The organism is Proteus penneri (genome assembly GCF_003144535.1).
Lineage (GTDB): Bacteria > Pseudomonadota > Gammaproteobacteria > Enterobacterales > Enterobacteriaceae > Proteus > Proteus penneri.
In genome coordinates, this window is sequence record NZ_PHFJ01000013.1 from 114,025 (window position 1) to 135,588 (window position 21,564).

At 33.3% G+C, this 21,564-nt stretch carries 13 protein-coding genes; 9 read left to right on the forward strand and 4 right to left on the reverse strand.

Features of this window, described 5'->3' with window-relative positions:
• Positions 1–43: 43 nt before the first annotated feature.
• A complete protein-coding gene (gene trpR, locus CUB63_RS15270) occupies positions 44–382 on the forward strand; it encodes a trp operon repressor (RefSeq protein ID WP_229096474.1) in 339 nt (112 codons plus the stop codon).
• Between the two features lie 106 nt (positions 383–488).
• Here the strand turns inward: trpR and yjjX are convergent, their stop codons facing one another.
• Positions 489–1,025, reverse strand: coding sequence for an inosine/xanthosine triphosphatase (gene yjjX / locus CUB63_RS15275; protein ID WP_023580954.1), 537 nt, complete (start codon positions 1,023–1,025; stop codon positions 489–491).
• Between the two features lie 51 nt (positions 1,026–1,076).
• Between yjjX and gpmB the strand changes: the two genes are divergently transcribed.
• Positions 1,077–1,724 carry a 2,3-diphosphoglycerate-dependent phosphoglycerate mutase GpmB gene (gene gpmB / locus CUB63_RS15280; RefSeq protein WP_006535266.1) on the forward strand — a complete coding sequence of 216 codons (648 nt, stop codon included), beginning with the start codon at positions 1,077–1,079 and terminating at the stop codon, positions 1,722–1,724.
• 44 nt (positions 1,725–1,768) lie between these two features.
• On the opposite strand, the gene robA is transcribed toward gpmB, so the two are convergent.
• Positions 1,769–2,677 (reverse strand): MDR efflux pump AcrAB transcriptional activator RobA, encoded by a 909-nt coding sequence (robA, locus tag CUB63_RS15285; RefSeq protein WP_109848419.1) that lies wholly within the window; start codon positions 2,675–2,677, stop codon positions 1,769–1,771.
• A 221-nt stretch (positions 2,678–2,898) separates the two neighbouring features.
• Between robA and creA the strand changes: the two genes are divergently transcribed.
• On the forward strand, positions 2,899–3,357 hold the full coding sequence (creA, locus tag CUB63_RS15290) for a protein CreA (protein ID WP_174704115.1): 459 nt from the start codon (positions 2,899–2,901) through the stop codon (positions 3,355–3,357).
• Between the two features lie 210 nt (positions 3,358–3,567).
• On the opposite strand, the gene arcA is transcribed toward creA, so the two are convergent.
• A complete protein-coding gene (gene arcA / locus CUB63_RS15295) occupies positions 3,568–4,284 on the reverse strand; it encodes a two-component system response regulator ArcA (RefSeq protein WP_006535263.1) in 717 nt (238 codons plus the stop codon).
• An 807-nt stretch (positions 4,285–5,091) separates the two neighbouring features.
• Between arcA and thrA the strand changes: the two genes are divergently transcribed.
• The 4 genes from thrA (at position 5,092) to CUB63_RS15315 (ending at position 18,128) form a co-directional block, all read left to right on the forward strand.
• Entirely contained in the window at positions 5,092–7,551 is a 2,460-nt protein-coding gene (thrA, locus tag CUB63_RS15300) for a bifunctional aspartate kinase/homoserine dehydrogenase I (RefSeq protein WP_109848420.1), read from the forward strand.
• The gene (gene thrB, locus CUB63_RS15305; RefSeq protein ID WP_006535258.1) at positions 7,533–8,483 is read left to right on the forward strand and encodes a homoserine kinase; all 951 of its coding nucleotides are present in this window, start codon (positions 7,533–7,535) and stop codon (positions 8,481–8,483) included. Before thrA ends, thrB begins: the two co-directional genes overlap by 19 nt.
• 3 nt (positions 8,484–8,486) lie before the next feature.
• A complete protein-coding gene (thrC, locus tag CUB63_RS15310) occupies positions 8,487–9,779 on the forward strand; it encodes a threonine synthase (RefSeq protein WP_109848421.1) in 1,293 nt (430 codons plus the stop codon).
• 162 nt (positions 9,780–9,941) lie between these two features.
• On the forward strand, positions 9,942–18,128 hold the full coding sequence (locus CUB63_RS15315) for an RTX toxin (protein ID WP_109848422.1): 8,187 nt from the start codon (positions 9,942–9,944) through the stop codon (positions 18,126–18,128).
• Positions 18,129–18,194: 66 nt separating this feature from the next.
• Here the strand turns inward: CUB63_RS15315 and yaaA are convergent, their stop codons facing one another.
• On the reverse strand, positions 18,195–18,977 hold the full coding sequence (gene yaaA, locus CUB63_RS15320) for a peroxide stress protein YaaA (RefSeq protein ID WP_109848423.1): 783 nt from the start codon (positions 18,975–18,977) through the stop codon (positions 18,195–18,197).
• A gap of 304 nt (positions 18,978–19,281) precedes the next feature.
• Here yaaA and tal point away from each other — a divergent pair, with 304 nt between their 5' ends.
• Complete coding sequence (tal, locus tag CUB63_RS15325) at positions 19,282–20,235, forward strand: transaldolase (protein WP_075674224.1); 954 nt, start codon at positions 19,282–19,284, stop codon at positions 20,233–20,235.
• 170 nt (positions 20,236–20,405) lie between these two features.
• Positions 20,406–21,389: an SEL1-like repeat protein gene (locus tag CUB63_RS15330; protein ID WP_109848424.1), complete on the forward strand. Its 984-nt coding sequence runs from the start codon at positions 20,406–20,408 to the stop codon at positions 21,387–21,389.
• Positions 21,390–21,564 lie beyond the last annotated feature (175 nt).

Consider the following 21,564-nt stretch of genomic DNA (forward strand, 5'->3'; position numbering starts at 1 on the left):
CTCTTGGTACATTAGCAAAGTATGATATAGTTTGTACTAGTTAATGAGTGTGGCAAAAGAGGTTTTCACGATGCAAGATCCTGCATTATCACCTGAAGAGAATGAGCACTGGCTAAGATTTGTTGAGTTATTACAACATGCATTTGAGCAAGATGTGCACTTTCCTATTTTACAACTTTTAATGACACCTGATGAACGTAGTGCTTTGGCAACACGAGTTCGCATTGTGCAAGAGTTAATGCGAGGGGATTTAAGTCAGCGTGAGTTAAAAGAAGAGTTAGGCGTTGGTATTGCCACCATCACTAGAGGCTCTAATAGCTTAAAAACAGCACCACATGAAGTGAAGTTATGGCTTGAAAAAGAGCTAATGACGAAAAAATAGTTGCATTATAATAATGTGAGCTAGAAAGATAAAAAGCCATTTAATCAAATAATTAAATGGCTTTTTGCTTTCTTTTCTACCTAAAAAAAACACATCAGATTAATAATTAATCTTCTTTTTGATTGAGTTCTTTATAAATATCGTGAGTGACAGGTACTAATGCCAGAACTAATGCTTGTTGATACACAGAGGTGCGACTGAGTAAGCCATCGGTAAAATAACCAATCGCACCGCCACGCTGTTTAATATTGTCAATTTTTGTTAAGAAAGCCATTTCATCGCCAAGCTCACGACCTTCACGGATCCCCTTTAAGATCTGTTCGGGTAACATAAGACTTGCTGAGCGTGATTCCCCACGAATTTGTCCATGTTCGACAACAATCCAAGCAAAGGTCATATCATCTTCAATACCGGCTTCGACGCCAACCCAAAAATCAGCTTCAGGGCGAACTTGACGAGCAGCCATCACACGTTGGCGTGCGCCAGTTCTCGTTTCTGTATTTCCGATAGGTTGCTGTGGAACACGACTATCGACATTAATATCTTCAATATCAAAGGTATCTTTACCGAACACTTGCTCAAAAGCGAGTTTTATCGCGTTGATTTTTGCTGGATTCGTAGTGGCTGCAATGACATGATACATAATGAATTAATCATCCTTTGAAAAATTAGAGCAGTATAACGGAAAAAATGTATGTTACAGGTCTATCTTGTTCGCCACGGTGAAACTGAATGGAACGTGGCGAGACGTATTCAAGGGCAATCTGATAGCCCGCTAACAGCGAATGGTGTGCGTCAAGCACAGCAAGTTGCTGAAAAAGTAAAATCAGCAGGCATTACCCACATTATCTCAAGCGATCTTGGTCGTACTCGTCAAACGGCAGAAATCATTGCACAAGCTTGTGGCTGTGAAGTGATAACTGACCCACGTTTACGTGAACTCAATATGGGCGTTCTTGAACAGCGAGAGATCGCAACATTAAAGACACAAGAAGAAGTTTGGCGCAAGAGTTTGATTGATGGTACACCTGATGGACGAATTCCCCAAGGAGAATCAATGACAGAATTAGCAAGTCGTATGCAGGCTGCACTAAATCAATGTCTTGATTTACCCGAAAATAGCCGTCCACTCTTAGTGAGCCATGGTATTGCTTTAGGGTGCTTATTGAGCACAGTATTGGGATTACCTGCATATGCAGAACGCCGTTTAAGACTGCGTAATTGCTCAATTTCACGTGTTGATTATCAAAATAGCCCTTGGCTTGCTAATGGCTGGGTGATTGAAACGGCGGGTGATGTGAGTCATCTTACTGATACAGCATTAGATGAAGTTCAACGCTAAAAAGTAAAAGCTCTCTTTGACGCAACTATCAAGAGAGCTTTTTCTTATGCCATTACATCTTCACGTTTAATGGGGATGTAATATTCAAATCGTTCAATATGATCTTGTGGTTCAGTCACCATCTCATTGCTGTAACGCACATTTTTAAGATAGTATTTTTCGACGTCATAACCTTTACGGCGAGTTAATCCCATTTTCGGTAAACAAACACCATAAATCAGGAATAAAAACTCCTGCATTGCCCCTCGTTTTGCCTCACCTTCGAAATCAAAGCGAATGTAATCACCTCCTGCTAATGAGACTTCATGGGCTGCATCATCCTCAATAAATGTTGCATAGTCAGGCTCAACTGCAGTGGTATAAAGCACACGTTGCTCATCTTCATGTTCATCACTATGTTGTGCATGATGAAGACCATAAACTTGATGAGGAACCGCATTTATTTTGCTCATATAGTAACGCCAGAATGTTTGGCGCATATCGGAACAAGCTTCAGCCCATTGTTCAAGTGTATGGCTACATGTTTGCTCAATACCAATAAGTTTTTTCTCAGGTAATTGTACAAATTCCCATTTTGGTAATTTTTGAGGATCTAAAGTAATAGGTGGACAAATTCCCACTGCGCACCATTCATCAGTACGACGATAAAGTGCTGGAGTTCTATTAAATTGCTTTTTAAAAGCACGGGTAAACGTCTGTTGGGAATCAAAACGATATTGCAAAGCAATGTCTAAAATGGGGCGACTCGTTAAACGTAATGCAACAGCCGCACGAGATAGACGCCTTGAACGAATATAAGAACCAATCGCTTGTCCTGTAACTTCTTTAAACATGCGTTGTAGATGCCACTTGGAGTAACCCGCTTTGGTTGCGACATTATCGAGGGATAATGGTTTATCGAGGTTACTATCAAGCCAAGCGAGCAAATCACGTATGATGTTGGTTTGATCCATACATCTCCCTTAGTCATATTCGTTTGTTTATTGCTGTAGATGGTAAAGAGCCTGAACATCTATAACAAGTTATATTGTTAGACAATCGTAAAATATAGTCTTTTTCATTGACTAATGTACACAAATTCTTCTATCAGTTAGTAATAGATTGTTTTATTCTAGATGAAACTATTCTCTCATCTTTTCAATGGAACAAGGTAAATATGTTAAATTTCAAAAAGATGCTAGCAGTGTCTATCTTACTCCCTTTTTCTTTGATGGCAAAAGCGGAAGAAATTGGTTACGTCGATACGGTATTCAAGTTTTTTGGTGCTAACCATAAAATTGTGATTGAAGCATTTGATGATCCTGAAGTTAAAAATGTGACTTGTTATTTAAGTCGTGCAAAAACAGGTGGGATCTCAGGAAGTCTAGGCCTTGCTGAAGATACAGCTGATGCGGCGATATCTTGTCAGCAAGTCGGGCCTATTGAACTAAGCGAAAAGGTTATTAAAGGAAAAAACCGAGGTGATGTTGTTTTCCAGAAAAGAACATCGCTAGTATTTAAAAAGCTTCAAGTTGTGCGTTTTTATGATAAAGAGCGTCATGCACTGATTTACTTAACTTATTCCGATAAGGTGATTGATGGCTCACCAAAAAATGCGATTAGTGCAGTACCTATTATGCCATGGAAAGAGTGATTCTTATTTGCTAGAGGAATTAATGATTAATAAAATTAATACGAATAAGGTTTAAAATTTTTTTTAAAAACAAGTTATATTTTTTTCAAAATAGTTGCGAAGATCAATTTTCACCTTTTGTTATTTTATTAATCCATTTTTAGATAAAAGAAAACCCCTGAATATTATTCAGGGGTTTTTTGTTAGTTAATTGATTGATATTGTATCAAATCACTCGTCTAAATCACCACAAAAGCGATAGCCTTCACCATGAATTGTTGCAATGATTTCTGGTGTATCAGGTGTTGACTCAAAATGCTTACGAATACGACGGATAGTTACGTCAACAGTACGATCATGAGGTTTGAGTTCACGACCTGTCATTTTCTTCAGTAATTCTGCGCGAGTTTGGATTTTTCCTGGGTTCTCGCAGAAATGTAGCATCGCACGAAATTCACTGCGTGGTAATTTATATTGTTCACCAGCAGGGCTGATTAGTGAGCGACTGTTAATATCAAGCTCCCAACCATTGAATTTATAGCTCTCGACTAAACGGCGTTCTTCTGTTCCATTAACTAAATTCATGGTACGTGACAGTAAGTTACGTGCACGAATCGTTAATTCACGAGGGTTAAATGGTTTAGTAATGTAATCATCGGCACCAATTTCTAGGCCTAAGATTTTATCAACTTCATTATCACGACCCGTTAGGAACATTAATGCAACACTTGCCTGTTCACGTAATTCACGAGCAAGTAACAGCCCATTTTTACCAGGAAGGTTAATATCCATAATGACCAGATTAATATCATGATCAGATAGAACATTGTGCATTTCATTGCCATCAGTGGCTTCGTGTACGATATACCCTTCAGCTTCGAATATGCTTTTCAGGGTATTACGAGTAACAACTTCGTCTTCAACAATCAGAATGTGCGGGGTTTGCATATTTGCTACCTAAAATTACCAAAAATAGAAAAAGGAAATCTGTGTTTAACTTCTGTGTGCGCTTGTGTGGTTATTCATTTTTGTTATTAGCACGTAAAAACTAGACCCAGATTGAAATTCGATAAATAACCATCACGTTATTACAAAACTTGCAAAATTAATCGATAATGGACGTTAAAATCAGAATGCAAAACGCCCATAGTCTATTAACAGCAATATAACACCAGTTGTATTAAATACCATCTAAAAAGCTAACTTTTGTTGACACATATCAAAATCAAGATAACAGCTTAACCTTGATTTCAATAGTTAACTATATAATTTGATTTATGTAATGTAAAAGAAAAATATATGTTAAATATAGTGAGGTTTATTTTTTTTGCCAGTTTTGTTACACAAATTAAAGTAGCATAAAATACCTTATTCCTTATAAAAGTACAAATGCCCAAATAACTCTAAGATAGTAGCCTTATTTTCTTTACTTATCCCTTTGTGATAGTAATTTATATACTACAATAGGGGTAAAATTCGAATAAATTTCATTTAAGTCTAATTTGTTTTTTAGTAAAAAAAGAGAAAAAGTTTGACATCTCTCTCGCTTTGCTTTAACCAGTATATAGTCAAACTAATTTTGAGACAGACAGGACAGTTATGCGCATTTACAGCCAAGCTAACATGACAATTATTACCACCACCACCGAGATCTTATATCGCGGGGCGGGCTGGCGCATATAAAAAACGAAAATCGAAAAAGCCCGCATTGAGAAATGCGGGTTTTTTTTTGGGGTGAAAAATCAGGAGAGCTGTATGCGAGTGTTAAAATTTGGAGGAACTTCAGTTGCCAACGCAGAGCGTGTGCTGAATGTTGCTGATATCGCTGAGAAAAAAAGAGAGCAGGGACAAGTCGCTCTTGTACTATCAGCACCGGCCAAGATAACTAACTACTTGGTTGCAATGATTGAAAAAACGGCAGAAGGTGAAGATCCTCTCACTCAAGTACGAGAAGCCGAGCAAATTTTTGCCAACTTATTACAAGGTTTAAGAGAGAAACAACCTGGTTTTGATTATGAGCGCTTAAAAGATAAAGTTGAGCGTGAATTTGCAGAGATCAAACATATTCTTCATGGGATATCTTTATTAGGTCAATGTCCTGATAGCATCAATGCAGCGATGATTTGTCGCGGTGAAAAGCTTTCTATCGCCATTATGGGAGCCGTTTTACAGGCTCGTGGTTATAATGTCTCCGTGATCGATCCTGTCAAAAATTTACTCGCACAAGGTCATTATTTAGAATCGACAGTTGATATTCCTGAGTCTACTCGCCGCATCTTAGAACTCAATATCGCAAAAGACGATATAATTTTAATGGCAGGTTTTACAGCAGGTAATGAAAAAAATGAACTCGTGGTATTAGGCCGTAATGGTTCAGACTACTCTGCTGCTGTGTTAGCGGCTTGCTTACGTGCGGAGTGTTGTGAAATTTGGACAGATGTTGACGGTGTTTATACTTGTGATCCACGTTTAGTACCTGATGCTCGTTTATTAAAGGGCATGTCATATCAAGAGGCAATGGAACTCTCTTACTTCGGTGCTAAAGTACTTCATCCTCGCACTATTGCTCCAATCGCTCAATTCCAAATTCCTTGTTTAATCAAAAATACAGGCAACCCAGATGCTCCTGGTACATTAATTGGTGATGGTCAAAAAGATGAGAGTACACCTGTTAAAGGGATCACCAACCTTAATAATATGGCGATGATCAATGTGTCAGGTCCTGGTATGAAAGGTATGGTGGGGATGGCGGCTCGTGTGTTCTCTGTAATGTCGAGAGCAGGCATTTCTGTTGTTCTGATTACGCAATCTTCTTCTGAATACAGCATTAGCTTTTGTGTACCACAAAAAGAACTGATTAGAGCGCAAAAAGCATTATCAGATGAATTCTATTTAGAATTAAAAGATGGTGTACTTGATCCGTTAGACATCATGGAAAACGTCGCTATTATCTCCGTTGTAGGTGATGGTATGCGTACTTTAAAAGGGATCTCAGCGCGATTTTTCTCTGCATTAACTCGTGGCAATATTAATATCGTTGCTATTGCTCAAGGTTCTTCAGAACGCTCAATTTCAGCTGTTATTGCTAATGATTCAGCAACTAATGCTGTGCGTTTATGTCATCAAATGCTTTTCAACACCAATCAAATTGTTGAGGTCTTTATTGTTGGTGTTGGTGGTGTTGGTAGTGCATTAATCGAACAAATCCATCGCCAACAAGCATGGTTGAAAAATAAGCATATCGATCTTCGTGTCTGTGGTATTGCTAATTCAAGAGCCATGCTGACAGATATGCAAGGTATCGATTTAGATAATTGGCAACATGCCTTAAAAGAAGCCAAAGAGCCTTTTAGCTTTAGCCAGCTTATTCGTTTAGAAAAAGAGTACCACTTCTTAAATCCAGTGATCGTTGATTGCACATCAAACGAAGAAATTGCGCAACAATACGCAAATTTCTTACAAAATGGCTTTAACGTGGTTACACCAAACAAAAAAGCGAATACTTTGTCGATGGATTATTACCATCAAATTCGACAAGCTGCGGAAGCTTCACGCCGTAAGTTCTTGTATGACACTAACGTAGGCGCAGGTTTACCGGTTATTGAAAACTTGCAAAACTTACTAAACGCAGGCGACGAGTTAGTTCAATTTAATGGTATTCTTTCAGGATCATTATCTTACATTTTTGGTCAATTAGATGAAGGTAAAAGCTTATCTGAAGCGACTTTTTCAGCAAAAGAGAAAGGTTTTACAGAGCCTGATCCTCGTGATGATCTTTCCGGTATGGATGTTGCGCGTAAACTACTTATTTTAGCGCGTGAAGCGGGGTATAAATTAGAACTAAGTGATATCGATGTAGAGCCTGTACTGCCTGTTTCATTTGATAGCTCAGGTGATGTCGCAAGTTTCTTAGACCGCTTACCTCAAGTTGATGTTGAATTTGATGCTAAGGTCGAAGAAGCACAAAAAGCAGGTAAGGTATTACGTTATGTTGGCATCATCAATGAAGGTCAATGCCAAGTTAAGATAATGGCAGTTGATGCAAATGATCCTCTGTTTAAAGTGAAAAATGGTGAAAATGCTTTAGCCTTTTACACTCGCTACTATCAGCCAATTCCATTAGTGTTACGTGGATATGGTGCGGGTAATGATGTTACTGCTGCTGGAGTGTTTGCAGATGTATTACGTACCTTATCATGGAAATTGGGAGTTTAAGCGTGGTTAAAGTTTATGCACCGGCATCAATAGGTAATGTGAGTGTCGGATTTGATGTTCTTGGCGCGGCCGTTTCACCTATTGATGGGCAATTACTGGGCGATTGTGTCACTGTTGAAACGGCTTCGGCATTTACACTTGAAAGTAAAGGGCACTTTGTTAGCAAATTACCTTCAGATCCTAAACAAAATATCGTGTATCAATGTTGGCAGCTATTTTGTGAAAAACTAGGAAAAGAACTTCCAGTCGCAATGACGCTTGAAAAAAATATGCCGATTGGCTCTGGTCTAGGATCAAGTGCTTGTTCTGTTGTTGCGGCATTGGTTGCACTTAATGAATTTGCCCAAAAGCCTTTTGATGAAAGACAATTGCTGCTGATGATGGGAGAGCTTGAAGGACGTATTTCAGGCAGTGTGCACTATGATAATGTTGCACCTTGTTATTTAGGTGGGTTACAACTGATTTTGGAACAAAATGGCACTATTTGTCAGCCAGTACCAACTTTTGATGATTGGTATTGGGTTATGGCATATCCAGGGATTAAAGTTTCTACGGCAGAAGCTAGAGCGATTTTACCAAAACAATACTCTAAAGCAGACATCATTAATCACGGTCGTTATTTATCTGGTTTTATTCATGCTTGCCATACTCAGCAATCAGGGCTAGCCGCTAGTTTGATGCAAGATGTGATTGCTGAGCCTTATCGCACCCGACTTCTTCCAGGATTTGAAAAAGCGAGAGAGGCTTCACAGAAGAAAGGTGCATTGGCTTGTGGCATTTCAGGCTCAGGGCCTACCATTTTTACGATTAGTGATTCATTAGAAATCGCACAAGATATGGCCGAATGGCTGAAACAAAACTACGTACAAAACAGTGAAGGCTTTGTACATATCTGCCGTATAGATACGCGTGGCGCAAGACAGGTAGGGTAAGTCATGAAATTATATAATTTGAAAGATAATCAAGAGCAAGTCAGTTTTGCTCAAGCAGTAAAACAAGGTTTGGGTAAACAACAAGGGCTCTTTTTTCCACAAGACTTACCTTCGTTTTCTAAAGCTGAAATTGATGAATTATTAGCACTTGATTTTGCAACACGTAGTAGCCGTATTTTAACGGCTTTTATTGGTGATGAAATTCCAGTTGATGTATTAGCAAAACGTATTAGCACTGCATTTACCTTTCCTGCACCAGTAACTCAAGTTGAAGAAGATGTCAGTTGTTTAGAGCTTTTCCATGGCCCAACACTCGCATTTAAAGACTTTGGTGGTCGCTTTATGGCGCAAATGTTGTCAGAAGTTGCTGGCAATCAACCTGTTACTATTTTAACGGCAACATCAGGTGATACAGGTGCAGCTGTAGCTCATGCTTTCTATAAATTAGAAAATGTACAAGTTGTTATTCTTTATCCTGAAGGCAAAATTAGCCCGTTACAGGAAAAGCTATTCTGTACATTAGGTGAAAATATTCACACTGTCGCAATTAAAGATGATTTTGATGCTTGCCAATCATTAGTGAAACAAGCTTTTGATGATGAGTTCTTAAAGAAAACAATGTATTTGAACTCAGCAAACTCCATTAATATCAGCCGATTGCTTGCTCAAATTTGTTATTACTTTGAGGCGGTTGCACAAATCCCTGCTGAAAAGCATGATCAGCTAGTGATTTCAGTACCAAGTGGTAATTTTGGTGATCTAACCGCTGGCTTATTGGCCAAATCGATGGGATTACCTATTAAGCGCTTTATTGCTGCAACTAACGTGAATGACACGGTTCCTCGTTATTTAGATAACGGTAAATGGGAACCTCACCGTACTGTAGCAACACTTTCGAATGCAATGGATGTTAGCCAACCCAATAACTGGCCACGTATTGAAGAATTGTATCGTCGTAAAGATTGGGATCTTTCCGATCTTGCTCATGGTTCAGTGAGTGATGAAATAACAGAAGAAACTGTGCGTGAGCTTGCAAAAAAAGGTTATATTTCAGAGCCACATGCAGCTGTTGCTTATCGTTTATTACGTGATGAGCTTCAAGAGGGTGAATATGGTTTATTTTTAGGGACTGCACACCCTGCGAAGTTTAAAGAAAGTGTAGAGCGTATTTTAGGCTGTGAATTACCGCTTCCTAAAGAGCTTGAAGAACGGGCTGATAAAGAGTTGTTATCACATTTCTTACCCGCCGATTTTGCTCAATTACGCGCATTCTTACTTGAAAGAGCACCTAAATAACAATTAATTTAAATAATTAAATACACATTTAATTAAATAGCTCAACAAAATGTTGGGCTTTTTTTTATTTTAAAATAGGAAAATTAGTATTTAAATAGCATAAAAAATATTTATATATTTTATTTTTAGTAAGTAAATTAATTAGAGCTTAGGAAATTAAATATGAATGGATTCAAAGAAATAATCTTCAAAGATAATATAAATAAAATCGTATCAAAAATTGAAAGTCATATAAAAGAAAATAATTCAGAACTTTTTTTTAATGTACAATCTGTAAAAAGAGTATTAATTGAGAATTATATTTCTATTTTTATTTCTAAAAATGAATATGCTGCGAATGAATTTTTAGAAAAAATAGATAATAATTTTTCACTCTATCATAAAAATTATTTTACAAAAGGTATTGATTTTATTAAAGAAGAAATTAATTTAAGTATAGAAAATTTGTTTTCAAATAGTGCTAGAATAACAAGCAAAGAACCTAATAAAATACACAAAGAACGATTTAGATTATTAATTCAGAATAATTTATCTGGTGATTATTATCTGGATTTTAAAGATAATAAGATGTTTATACAAATAGATAATGAGAACAATAAATTTAAAATAATTAACTTTGATGGATATGCTACTTTTTTTTATAACAAGAGTGAACTAATAAATAAGGTTCATGATATTATAATTGATAAAAATAATAATAATTTTTTATACTATCGTTTTTATAATAGAAAAGAGTATGTTAGCTACTTTAATAATATTGAAAATTGGAAGGTAAATAATAAAGATATTATTAGGGAAATAATTAATGATATTAAGAAAAGAAAACAAATAAATGTTAATGAATACACTTCTATTGAATTAAGTGAAAGTTATTCATATAAGAATATTTTTATTATCAGAGATAAAATAGAAAATACAGAAAAGGTACTACATATTTATGTCGATGATATAGAAGAAGCATTTACAGTTGCAAAATCTAAATACGATCAGGTAACGGATAGTGGAGAACATTTGCTCTATAAAGTCGGTACTGGTTGGTTTATTACTAAAATAAAAAATAATATTGTGAAAAAATTTTCACAATATACCGATCTATTAAAGCCTTTAGAAAGAGTGATGAGTCGAGTTAATCTTATTGCTTCAATGGAAACTAATTATGATTTTAGTCATATTCATAGTTTAGCAGGATTATGTTATGGATTAAGTTTAAATTATTTAGTTGAAGTTAGAAACAGCGGTTTAGAAGGTGGAAATAAGTACTTATTCTGGTTAAAAGAAAATATATCTTCTTATCAGAGTAAAAAAGAATTTATAGACGATAAACTGGATTCTATTTTATTTAATAGTATGAAAGAATATGAAATATTAAATTTAATTAAAGAAATTAAAAATATTATATTTTCTCAACACTTTCAAATAGAGAGATTAGGTGAAAAATCACAATATTTTGTTTTTGATACATTTCAGGCACTTGAATATAGTCAGATATTAGAAAATCGAGGGTTAAAAAAATTACATGTTAAAAAAATAGTGTTTGATAAAGATAATATTCATAAACATATAGAGGGTGTTATGAATAGTTACAATGATTATTATGCTATTATTGCCTTCAAAGATCATGTTATTGCGATTTCCTATAAAAGATATTCTGAGAATAATTATAAGTTTTCTTTATTTGATTCTAATAGTGCGTTGTTAGAATACTCTGATGTTAGATCTATAAACGAAGCATTAGAGAAGAAAATGGATTTTTATGGTTCACATGATGTTGATAATGAAAGATATATTATTTTTGATGAATATACGAAAAGTGAGATTTCAAATTACCGAAGTGTTTGGGATTACAATAATATAGAAATTAATAAAGGAATTGCTGAAAATATAAAAAAAATAGGTTTTGCATTACCCTTTAAAGATAATATTACAGGACGAGTTGTTCATTATAGTGAACAGGGAGATCTTATTCTAGAACTTAAAAAAGAGAATGTTTTAATTGATGTTATTGTAAAAGACACATATGTTGATGAAGGCGTTTATTTAGTTAAGAGTTATATTGATGATATTCTTGAAAATAGTCAGGCGAGTAAGATTATTTTAAATAAGAATGATAATAATAGTGTTGATATTGTCGTGGCTGAATTAAACAATTTTCAAACAATCCAGAAACAAAATGGGTATGTTGAATTTAATGATATTTACTATCGAGATTTAATAGAAATAAACAGTTATATTGTTAAAGGAAAAAATGCTAAAGAATTGAAAGAAATTGTTTCTTTAATAGATATCTTAATAGAAGGAAATATTTATTTTGATAAGTTAATAGCCAGTTTCTCTCTAATTAATAAAATTAATTTGTTTAACAGTAATAATAAAAGTATATCACTTATTGAAATTTTAAATAAAGTAAAAAATAAGCTAGAAAGTAAACTATTTTACGACAGATTAAATTATGGGAAAGAAAAACTCATACAATTAGCTGAAAAAAATAGCTTAGTAGCTGCAAAATTTTATCAGTTAATGGTAAACGAAATTAGTGATGGTACTCATGGTATAAGTAATTTTATTTATAATCAAATTATTGAAAACCCCTATTTACCACTAGATAAAAAGAGAAGTGTTGGCGTTGAGGGTTATGATTATACTATAGAGTTCCATAATAGTTCTCAATATGTTAATGAAATAGTGGAGGGTATTAATATACCTGAGCTAAAGAATACAATTTTAATAGAGGGTAAAAATAAATTACATTTAAAAGAAAATTATAAGAAACTATCAGAGTATAGAAGTGATAAATATGTTAATAAATTACTGAATTTAATTGAAACAGAAATAGACATAAATAAAGGTGATAAAACTGGGTATTATAGTGAACTCTATTTTGAGCTCTTTAGAAATAATCAATTTATTAATAGAATGATAATGCATGAAATTAGTCAGTTAGAAAATTATTTCAATAATGGCTATAGAGAACATAATTATAGTTATCATCCTAGTAATTTCTATATTGATAAAGATAATCCTATTGATATATTTGAATATTCACTTTCTAAAAATAAAGATGAGATAGATTGTAGCTATTTGCTCTTTGATGATAATATAAATAATTTTAAATTCTTATTTTCTGATAATACATTCTTTAGTAATGAAAATATTGATAATGTTATTATTGATAGTATCAACTCCTTATATCAAGATGATATTATTATTTATTTTTATAATGGTGTAAAAAGTGAAGATTTAACTGTTTATTTAAATGATAATCCAGAGATAAGTACTTTTCTTGATTATTGTTTAAAAAATAAAATAAGAGTAATTGCGACAGGAAGTGAAGATAATACATTTTTCCATCATAATTTTATTAAACAAAAAAATGATGTCGATACATTACAAAGTATTATTAATGAGAATAAATTCTTTAATGAAAAAACTATTATTTTTGCAAAAAAAGAAAAATTATTAAGTTATCAATCTGGTGATTTTTTTGTTGAAGGTATTGCTCAGCGATTAAATATGCCAATATATCAGATCATTGATAATAAGGTTTTTCTTTTAAGCAATCATATCATTATTAAACCCATTATTGAGAGACAGTATATTGATAAACCATTACTTGAGAGTTCGATTGTATCTGATGTGATTATTGCTGAAGCAGATGATGATGATTTTTTATTTATTTCAAATAAAGAAAAAATAAGCACTGAAAATAATAATGTTAGAAAAGAAATATATCAAATAGTTTCTTACTTATATCCGGATTATCGAGATAATAAAGAGTTTAAATTAGGTTATAATCAAAATATTAAAACAGTTATTTCTGATTTCTCAGAACAAATAACATTATATGATATTTTAGATTATATTAAATTAAATCGCTATGATCTTAATCTCTATCAACTTGGTTCTATTATCAATAAAGTAGATGCTATTAATGTAGAATATCATAGAAAAGAACTAAAGCGTATTAGTAATGAAATTATCAAAGGGAATGTTTCAATAAAAAGAGTAGTTCATCAATATGCAGATGAATTATCTGTTACTTTTAATACTACAAATAAAAATAAATTAGAAAATAAACTAACACAAGTAATATATGATCCATTGATGAGCAATAAATTTAATCAATATTTACTGGGTGAAATATCATTTAAACAATGGCATTCATTAGATTTAGTAACAAAAGGGCATAACACCTTAATTGAAAAGGCAAGTCAAGCTATTAAGATTATTCATTCAATTTATGACAATCCTGCATTGATAAAAAATCTAAGTTTTTTTTCAGAAAATTTGCTAGCTTCATTCTTTGATGAGAATAAAAAAGGTATTCTATCTCGAGCATTATTAGATAATATTTCTATTTTTAAAAATTATAAAAAAATAATAAATTCATTTAAAAATATTATTACGATGGTTCATAATAAGATGATACCTGATTCTTTATCTCCTGCTAAGGCCTTAGCGAAAGCAAATGATTTAAATCCGTTAGAATTTCTAAACGTAAAAAATCAACAATTACTTAATAAAGAAACGATAACAATAAATAATCTTTCTATTGATAAACAACTATTGATTAATGTGGGTGCGAAAATTAATGGAAGAAGTATCGATTCTATTGATCTTAATACAGTAAATAAATGGGAGTCAAAACTTACCTTTGATCCTTATCTTCTTAATGATTATTTTTTCTCTTTTTCTGGAGATGAAAAAGATAAATCCCTCATTTCTTTATTTCGTTACTTAATAAATAATAAAAAAGATAAAATTAAATATTTACTCTCTGGTGATACGAATAGAATTGATTATTTGTCTGCTTCAGAAAGGTTAACTAAACTTAATGAATTAGGTCATAAAGAGTATCAAGAACAAGATTGGGATGTTTTAAGAAAAGCATCATTAAACATTCCGCGCCACATGCGAATAATTAGCAAGATTGGTTATGCAAATATTACATTTGGTATGTGGCAGTCAATTAATTCTACATTTATGCTTGCGGAACAACTTAATAATCCGCTATTAACGACGAAAGAACGAAAAGAGGTTATTAATAATCTTGCGATAATGTGGTCTGAAATGGCTTACAATGGTCTTTCCGAATTGATTGAAATTACATTAGCAAAAGGATTATTAAAATATCGTCATAATCCGTTGGAATATGTAAGTAAAATAAGTACAAGAGTTGGGATTGGACTTAATGTGCTTTCTATCGGATTTGATATTTATAACGCCTACGATAATTTTAGTCGTATTTCTGATGAGAATAATGAAAAAAGGCGAATTGATTATATCGTTAATGGCTCTTTTGCTGTGGTTTCAGGCCTGGTTACATTAGGTGTATCTATTGCGATGCTTGCAGGTTCAACGATTGCTGGCCCTATTGGTATCGTGGCAGGTGCCGTTATTGCGCTCGCAACTTCGATTTATAATGCGGCAAGACTCATTGAAGAAGCAAAAATAAAAATACATTTTACACCATTAGAAGAGCTAAATAATGGTTTTTATGCTTTTTTAATGGGGGATCTACTACCAGATAAAAAAAATGAAATTGTTTATTTAGAAACAGAATCACAATTAGAAGAGATGATTGATAAAAATGCAGTTAATTATCTTAATGAGGTAAAAAAACAAAATCAACAGAGTCGTTATTTTTATACAAATGAAAAACAGATTTATCAAGAATATTATTATTATAAAGTCATGCCAAATTTAATGGGGAAAACATTAGATTCAATTTTAAATCCCTTGGGCGAATACGTTGCTGAACGGATATCTCAAAATATAACTCAAGAAGAAGCAGAGAAAATTGCCGCACTCTCTTTTCATTTACGTGCAGAAAAAACAGAATATAAATACTATCTACCTAAAGAAGCCATTATTACGAATGAAATACTTATTTTTGATATTGATTTTTATGTCAAAGAATTAAAGCGTTATACTTTAGATATTATTTCTGATGATAATTCACCTATTTTTGATGATGTTATTGATAGTGATTTTATTAGAAAAATGAAAACAACGAGGGAAGACAGTATATTATTATTTGGTGAAAATAAATTAACAGGTGATTTAATAAAATCAAATCAGTATAAAAAATACTATTCATCAGGTTGGAATGAAAATGAAGTGTTTCATTTCAATACACATAATGGTAATGATATTATTTCCTCCCCTTCAAATACTAAAAATATCTTTGATATCTATAATGGAACGAAGAGATTAAGTGGAGGAAATAAAGAAGATATATTTAATTTATTTACCTCAAAGTCTCCACTTTATGCTAGTCGTTTTTATGGTAGAGGAGGAAGTGATACACTTCGTATCGTAAAAACAACAAATAAATATACAGGACATGAGATTAATTTATCTCATAACTACGTTAAATTTAGGCAATCAGAGGAACAGACTAACAGTAAAAATTTTCATTCAAAGTTGTTTCTTTATCAAGATAATGAGCGTTTGTATTCAAAGCAATTAGTTGATTCTATGCCAAATATTGTCTTACAAGATCAAAAAGTAATAGCCTATCTAGATAGTATTGAGAATGTTATTGGTAGTGAGATTGGTGATGATATTATTTATGGTAATCAAGAGGCTAATTACTTAGATGGCGTGGGGGGGGCTGATTTATTATATGGATTAGGGGGAAATGATACCTTAGTTTTACAAGAGGGATATGCTGAAGGTGGTGAAGGAAATGATAGTTATGTTATTTTAAGATCTTCTTTAGAAAAAAATTATAGTGTTCATTTTGAAACGATCATTAATGAAGTGAGCCATATCGAGGCTAGCATTGTGCGATTAAACTATCGTTTTGATGAAATTGCTGCTATTTTCCGTCGAGGAAAAGATATTATTTTTGATATAAAAGTAAATGATGGAAATGAAAATAATGAATTAATTTATCACTCTATAACATTAAAAAATGTTTATAGTGAAAATACTACATTAGCACATAGATATACTTTAACCACACTAGATGGTTTTTTATTAACTGCAAATGAAAATAAAACTAGTGAAGATAATGTGCTATATACATTTAGTTATTTAGATAAATACAATCAGAATAAAGAAATTATTCATAATCTTTATATCGATGATAATAACCACTCTTTGTCTATTTCATATTCTGATTACAATAAGATAATAACGTTATTACCTCAGTTACAATACAGTGGTTTTTCTTTTGGTGAACAATTACGATTTGATATTCATGGTAATGAAAAGAATAATCATTATTTGAATATTACGCCTAATTCATCTATTAAATTAAGCTCTGGTCAAGATAGTTATCAAATTAAAACTTATTTAGCAAAAGATAAGAATGATCACATTAATCTTTCACTTTCTAATAATGTTGATGGAATGTTACCAAATAGTGTGAGTGATTTCTTTTTGTCTGATATTAGTGGTTTTGATTTAATATTTAATCAAGGAGTACTATCACATCGTTATAATCCTGATGCACATTTAAAGCTTATTATTGAAAAATCACATTTAAAATCTATCTTGGATTCAGGTATGAAAATTCGCTTTGTCGATAAAGACAATATCGTTTTTACTCTCCCTACAGATGAAAATTCACAACATCTACTTATGCCTATTACAGATTTAAATCTGGTGATAAGTAAAGAGAATGATGTATTTATGATCCCTGAATCGCTTATTTTGAATAAAGAAACCTTGTCAGCATATTCGTTTAATTCACTTTACTCTGTATTAAGACCTATTTTAATGACTCAACAGAAATCAAGTACCCAATCAATTGAGCACTTACCTATTCTTGAATTAATAGAAGGTGATGATATCGTCGTCAATCATAATAAATGTAGTTCGGTTATTGATGGCGGAAAAGGAGATGATCATATTGTTGTTAATCATGGACATCATATTTTAATTGCAGGAGAGGGAAATGATAATCTCAATGCTGGAAGTGGAAATGATTTATTAATATCTGAATTGGGTGATGACTATTTAAATGGTGGTGCAGGTAACAATGTTTATATTGTGAAAAAGCGTCATGGTGAAGTGACTATTTATGATGAGGGGAACAGTAGCCACCTTTTTATTTCAGGGTTGTCAAAACACGACAAACTTATTGTTTCTCAAGTCGGTGATGATATGCAGTATAAAACGCAGGATAATCAGTTTGTTTTAACTGTAAAAACGCAACACGATGAAGCAGATAAAACGATTTCTATTATTGAGAAACAGAGTGTACTTTCTGCACAATCTCTTGCTTCGATTATTCAAGAAATGGCACAATTTAATCAGCAACAATTGGCTATAATGCAAGGTAGTGAATTTATTCCATCACCTACATGGTCTCCTCTATCATTAGTGCAAAAACATTTGTGAGTTTCAATATATAAAAACAGCACTGATTTTAGTGCTGTTTTTATTGATTGCTAATAGTTAATATTTTTATTTTGCCAGTGATTCTGCACGTTTAAAGACTAAGGTATTACCTTCTGATTCTGTAGAATTAAACTGATAACCTTCAAGGTCAAACTCTTTCAGTTGTGCTTTATTAGTCAGTTTTTCTTGAATAATAAAGCGGCTCATTAATCCACGGGCTTTTTTAGCGTAGAAGCTGATAATTTTATATTTGCCATTTTTTTCGTCAAGGAAAACAGGTTTAATAATTTCAGCATTAAGTTTTTTGGGATTAACTGATTTAAAATATTCATCAGACGCTAAATTGATTAAAACATTATCACCTTGTTCTTCAAGCGCTTTGTTTAACGTTTCTGTAATAGTGTTTCCCCAAAATTGGTATAAATCACTACCTTTTTTATTTTTTAGCTTTATTCCCATTTCAAGGCGATAAGGTTGCATTAAATCAAGAGGACGCAGTACGCCATATAAGCCAGAAAGCATGCGTAAATGTTGTTGTGCAAATTGAAAATCATCTTCAGAAAAAAGTTCAGCTTGCATTCCAGTATAAACATCACCTTTAAATGCCAAAATAGCTTGGCGTGCATTTTCTGGTGTGAAATTAGGTTGCCATTCACCAAAACGAGCGGCATTTAACCCTGCGAGTTTATCACTTATTTTCATTAAGCTCGCGATATCGCTTGATGATAATTTTCGACATTCTTCGATAAGTTGTTGGGAATATTTTAGCAATTCAGGTTGTGTGAAGTGCGTTGTAGCTAAAGGCGATTCGAAATCCAGTGTTTTTGCTGGTGAAATAGTGATTAGCATAATTCCCTCGATACGTTATTTTAATATTGACCAAATATAGCAAATTCTTTTGATTAAAGATTAAATTATAGTAATAGGAAAAAACAATGGTTTCTCTTTTTTGTCATGAAATTCGATAATTTAAACGATTCAGTCTGTGGTTTTCTTCTGTTTTTTTCCGCTTTTATTTTGCGAAAACGTTTGGCATTCAAATAATTGCTTTGTATGAATCTAAGCGTCTTGTAGTGTGAGCAGTCCATGTTATTATCAATAGATATCCGCAGGTGACTGCAAACAGATTTACCTAGTAGATGAGATAAACAAAATGACCAACAAATTGACTTCTTTGCGTAAGCTGACAACTGTTGTTGCTGACACTGGTGACATTGCAGCAATGAAACTGTATCAGCCACAAGACGCAACTACCAACCCATCTTTAATTTTAAATGCAGCTCAAATTCCTGAATATCGTAAATTAATTGATGAAGCGATTGAATGGGCGCGTTCACAAAGCGATTCTCGTGAACAACAAATCGTTGATGCTTGCGACAAACTGGCAGTAAATATCGGTTTAGAAATTTTAAAACTGATCCCTGGTCGTATTTCAACAGAAGTTGATGCACGTCTTTCTTACGATACTCAAGCGTGTATTGAAAAAGCACGCCATTTAATGAAACTTTACAATGATGCGGGTATCAGTAACGACCGTATTCTTATCAAATTAGCATCTACTTGGCAGGGTATCCGTGCCGCAGAGCAATTAGAAAAAGAAGGTATCAACTGTAACCTGACTTTACTGTTCTCTTTTGCTCAAGCGCGTGCATGTGCTGAAGCCGGTGTTTACCTGATTTCTCCATTTGTTGGTCGTATCATGGATTGGTATAAAGCCAATACTGATAAAAAAGAATTTGCTCCAGCTGAAGATCCAGGTGTAATTTCTGTTACTGAAATCTATAACTATTACAAACAACACGGTTATAACACTGTAGTTATGGGCGCAAGTTTCCGTAATATAGGTGAAATTTTAGAATTAGCCGGTTGTGACCGTTTAACTATTGCTCCAGCACTGTTAAAAGAATTATCAGAAGCTGAAGGTGAAGTTGAACATAAATTATCCTATAAAGGTGAAGTGAAAGCGCGTCCAGAAGCTATCACTGAAGCTCAATTTTATTGGGAACACAACGCTGATCCAATGGCAGTAGATAAATTATCTGACGGTATTCGTAAATTTGCTGTCGATCAGGAAAAATTAGAGAAAATGATTGCGGATTTATTATAATTCGTCGTTAAATTCTTATAAAAATCTTAAATACCCATCTTATATAGATGGGTATTTTTATTTTTTTCTTCTCAAAATAACATTTAAGTAAATTTTAAGATTAAATTGATTGGAATATATTATTTATCCAGTAATAATTATTAAAATACTCTATTTATTATTGGTGAATTATGAAAAAGATTGTCTTGGCAACGGTACTTGCATCGTTATTTTTCGGTAGCGCTGCAATGGCAGAGAGCAAAACCGCTTTCTCTTTACCTGCAATTGAAAAAAGTGCTGAAGGTGGAAACGCTGCATCCCAGTATCAATTGGGCGTAAAATATGAGAACGGGGAAGGTGTTGAACAAGATGCACAAAAAGCGCTGGAATGGTATATCAAAGCTGCTGAGCAAGGTCACGCTGAAGCACAGTTAAATTTAGCACTTATGTATGACATGAGTGATTATATTGATCGTGATGCAGAAAAAGCAGTCTATTGGTATAACAAAGCGGCTGTTCAAGGTGTCTCTTTAGCCCAATATAATCTTGCTGTTTCTTACGATGATGGTGATGGTGTAGAACAAGACCACGAGAAAGCCGTGTATTGGTATACTAAAGCCGGTGAGCAAGGTGATAGTGATGCACAATACAATCTCGGTATCTCTTATGATGAAGGTATCGGTGTAGCGCAAGATCATGAAAAAGCGGTTGTCTGGTATACAAAAGCAGCAGAGCAAGGCCACTCTGATGCGCAATATAATCTTGCTGTCTCTTATGATGACGGTGAAGGTGTAGAGCGTAACGGCACTAAAGCTGTTTTCTGGTATACCAAAGCAGCAAATCAAGGTAATCGTGATGCGCAAAATAACTTAGGCGTAATGTACGATGAAGGCGACGGTGTTGCTAAAGATGCACGTAAAGCGGTTGAATGGTATAGAAAATCAGCTATTCAAGGTAATGGTTTGGCACAAAACAATCTGGCTTTAAACTATTACTACGGTAAAGGCGTTAAACGTGATTTGAAAGAAGCTTACGCATGGTTCGCTGTTGCTGTTGAAAATGGTGATGGTGATGAAGCTATGCTAAAACGTACTGCTCGTGCATTAAATGCAGCACAATTAGCTGAAGCGAAAAAATTAGCAGCTTCTTATATTGCTAAATATATTGATGAGTAATATTAATTAATATTATTCAAGATGAAAGAGAGGGAGCTTATGCTCCCTTTTTTATTTTAGTTAAAGCCGAATAAAAATAGATTGTTATCATTTCTTTATTATTTATTCTCAATAATCAAATATTAAATATCAGTAATATATTGAGATTCTTTTTAATTCTCTTGTGTTCTCATGG

Excerpts from the sequence above, each read along its gene's own strand:
- trpR (WP_229096474.1), top strand. The coding sequence starts at position 44 with ATGAGTGTGGCAAAAGAGGTTTTCACGATGCAAGATCCTGCATTATCA.
- yjjX (WP_023580954.1), bottom strand. The coding sequence starts at position 1,025 with ATGTATCATGTCATTGCAGCCACTACGAATCCAGCAAAAATCAACGCG.
- gpmB (WP_006535266.1), top strand. The coding sequence starts at position 1,077 with ATGTTACAGGTCTATCTTGTTCGCCACGGTGAAACTGAATGGAACGTG.
- robA (WP_109848419.1), bottom strand. The coding sequence starts at position 2,677 with ATGGATCAAACCAACATCATACGTGATTTGCTCGCTTGGCTTGATAGT.
- creA (WP_174704115.1), top strand. The coding sequence starts at position 2,899 with ATGCTAGCAGTGTCTATCTTACTCCCTTTTTCTTTGATGGCAAAAGCG.
- arcA (WP_006535263.1), bottom strand. The coding sequence starts at position 4,284 with ATGCAAACCCCGCACATTCTGATTGTTGAAGACGAAGTTGTTACTCGT.
- thrA (WP_109848420.1), top strand. The coding sequence starts at position 5,092 with ATGCGAGTGTTAAAATTTGGAGGAACTTCAGTTGCCAACGCAGAGCGT.
- thrB (WP_006535258.1), top strand. The coding sequence starts at position 7,533 with ATGGAAATTGGGAGTTTAAGCGTGGTTAAAGTTTATGCACCGGCATCA.
- thrC (WP_109848421.1), top strand. The coding sequence starts at position 8,487 with ATGAAATTATATAATTTGAAAGATAATCAAGAGCAAGTCAGTTTTGCT.
- CUB63_RS15315 (WP_109848422.1), top strand. The coding sequence starts at position 9,942 with ATGAATGGATTCAAAGAAATAATCTTCAAAGATAATATAAATAAAATC.
- yaaA (WP_109848423.1), bottom strand. The coding sequence starts at position 18,977 with ATGCTAATCACTATTTCACCAGCAAAAACACTGGATTTCGAATCGCCT.
- tal (WP_075674224.1), top strand. The coding sequence starts at position 19,282 with ATGACCAACAAATTGACTTCTTTGCGTAAGCTGACAACTGTTGTTGCT.
- CUB63_RS15330 (WP_109848424.1), top strand. The coding sequence starts at position 20,406 with ATGAAAAAGATTGTCTTGGCAACGGTACTTGCATCGTTATTTTTCGGT.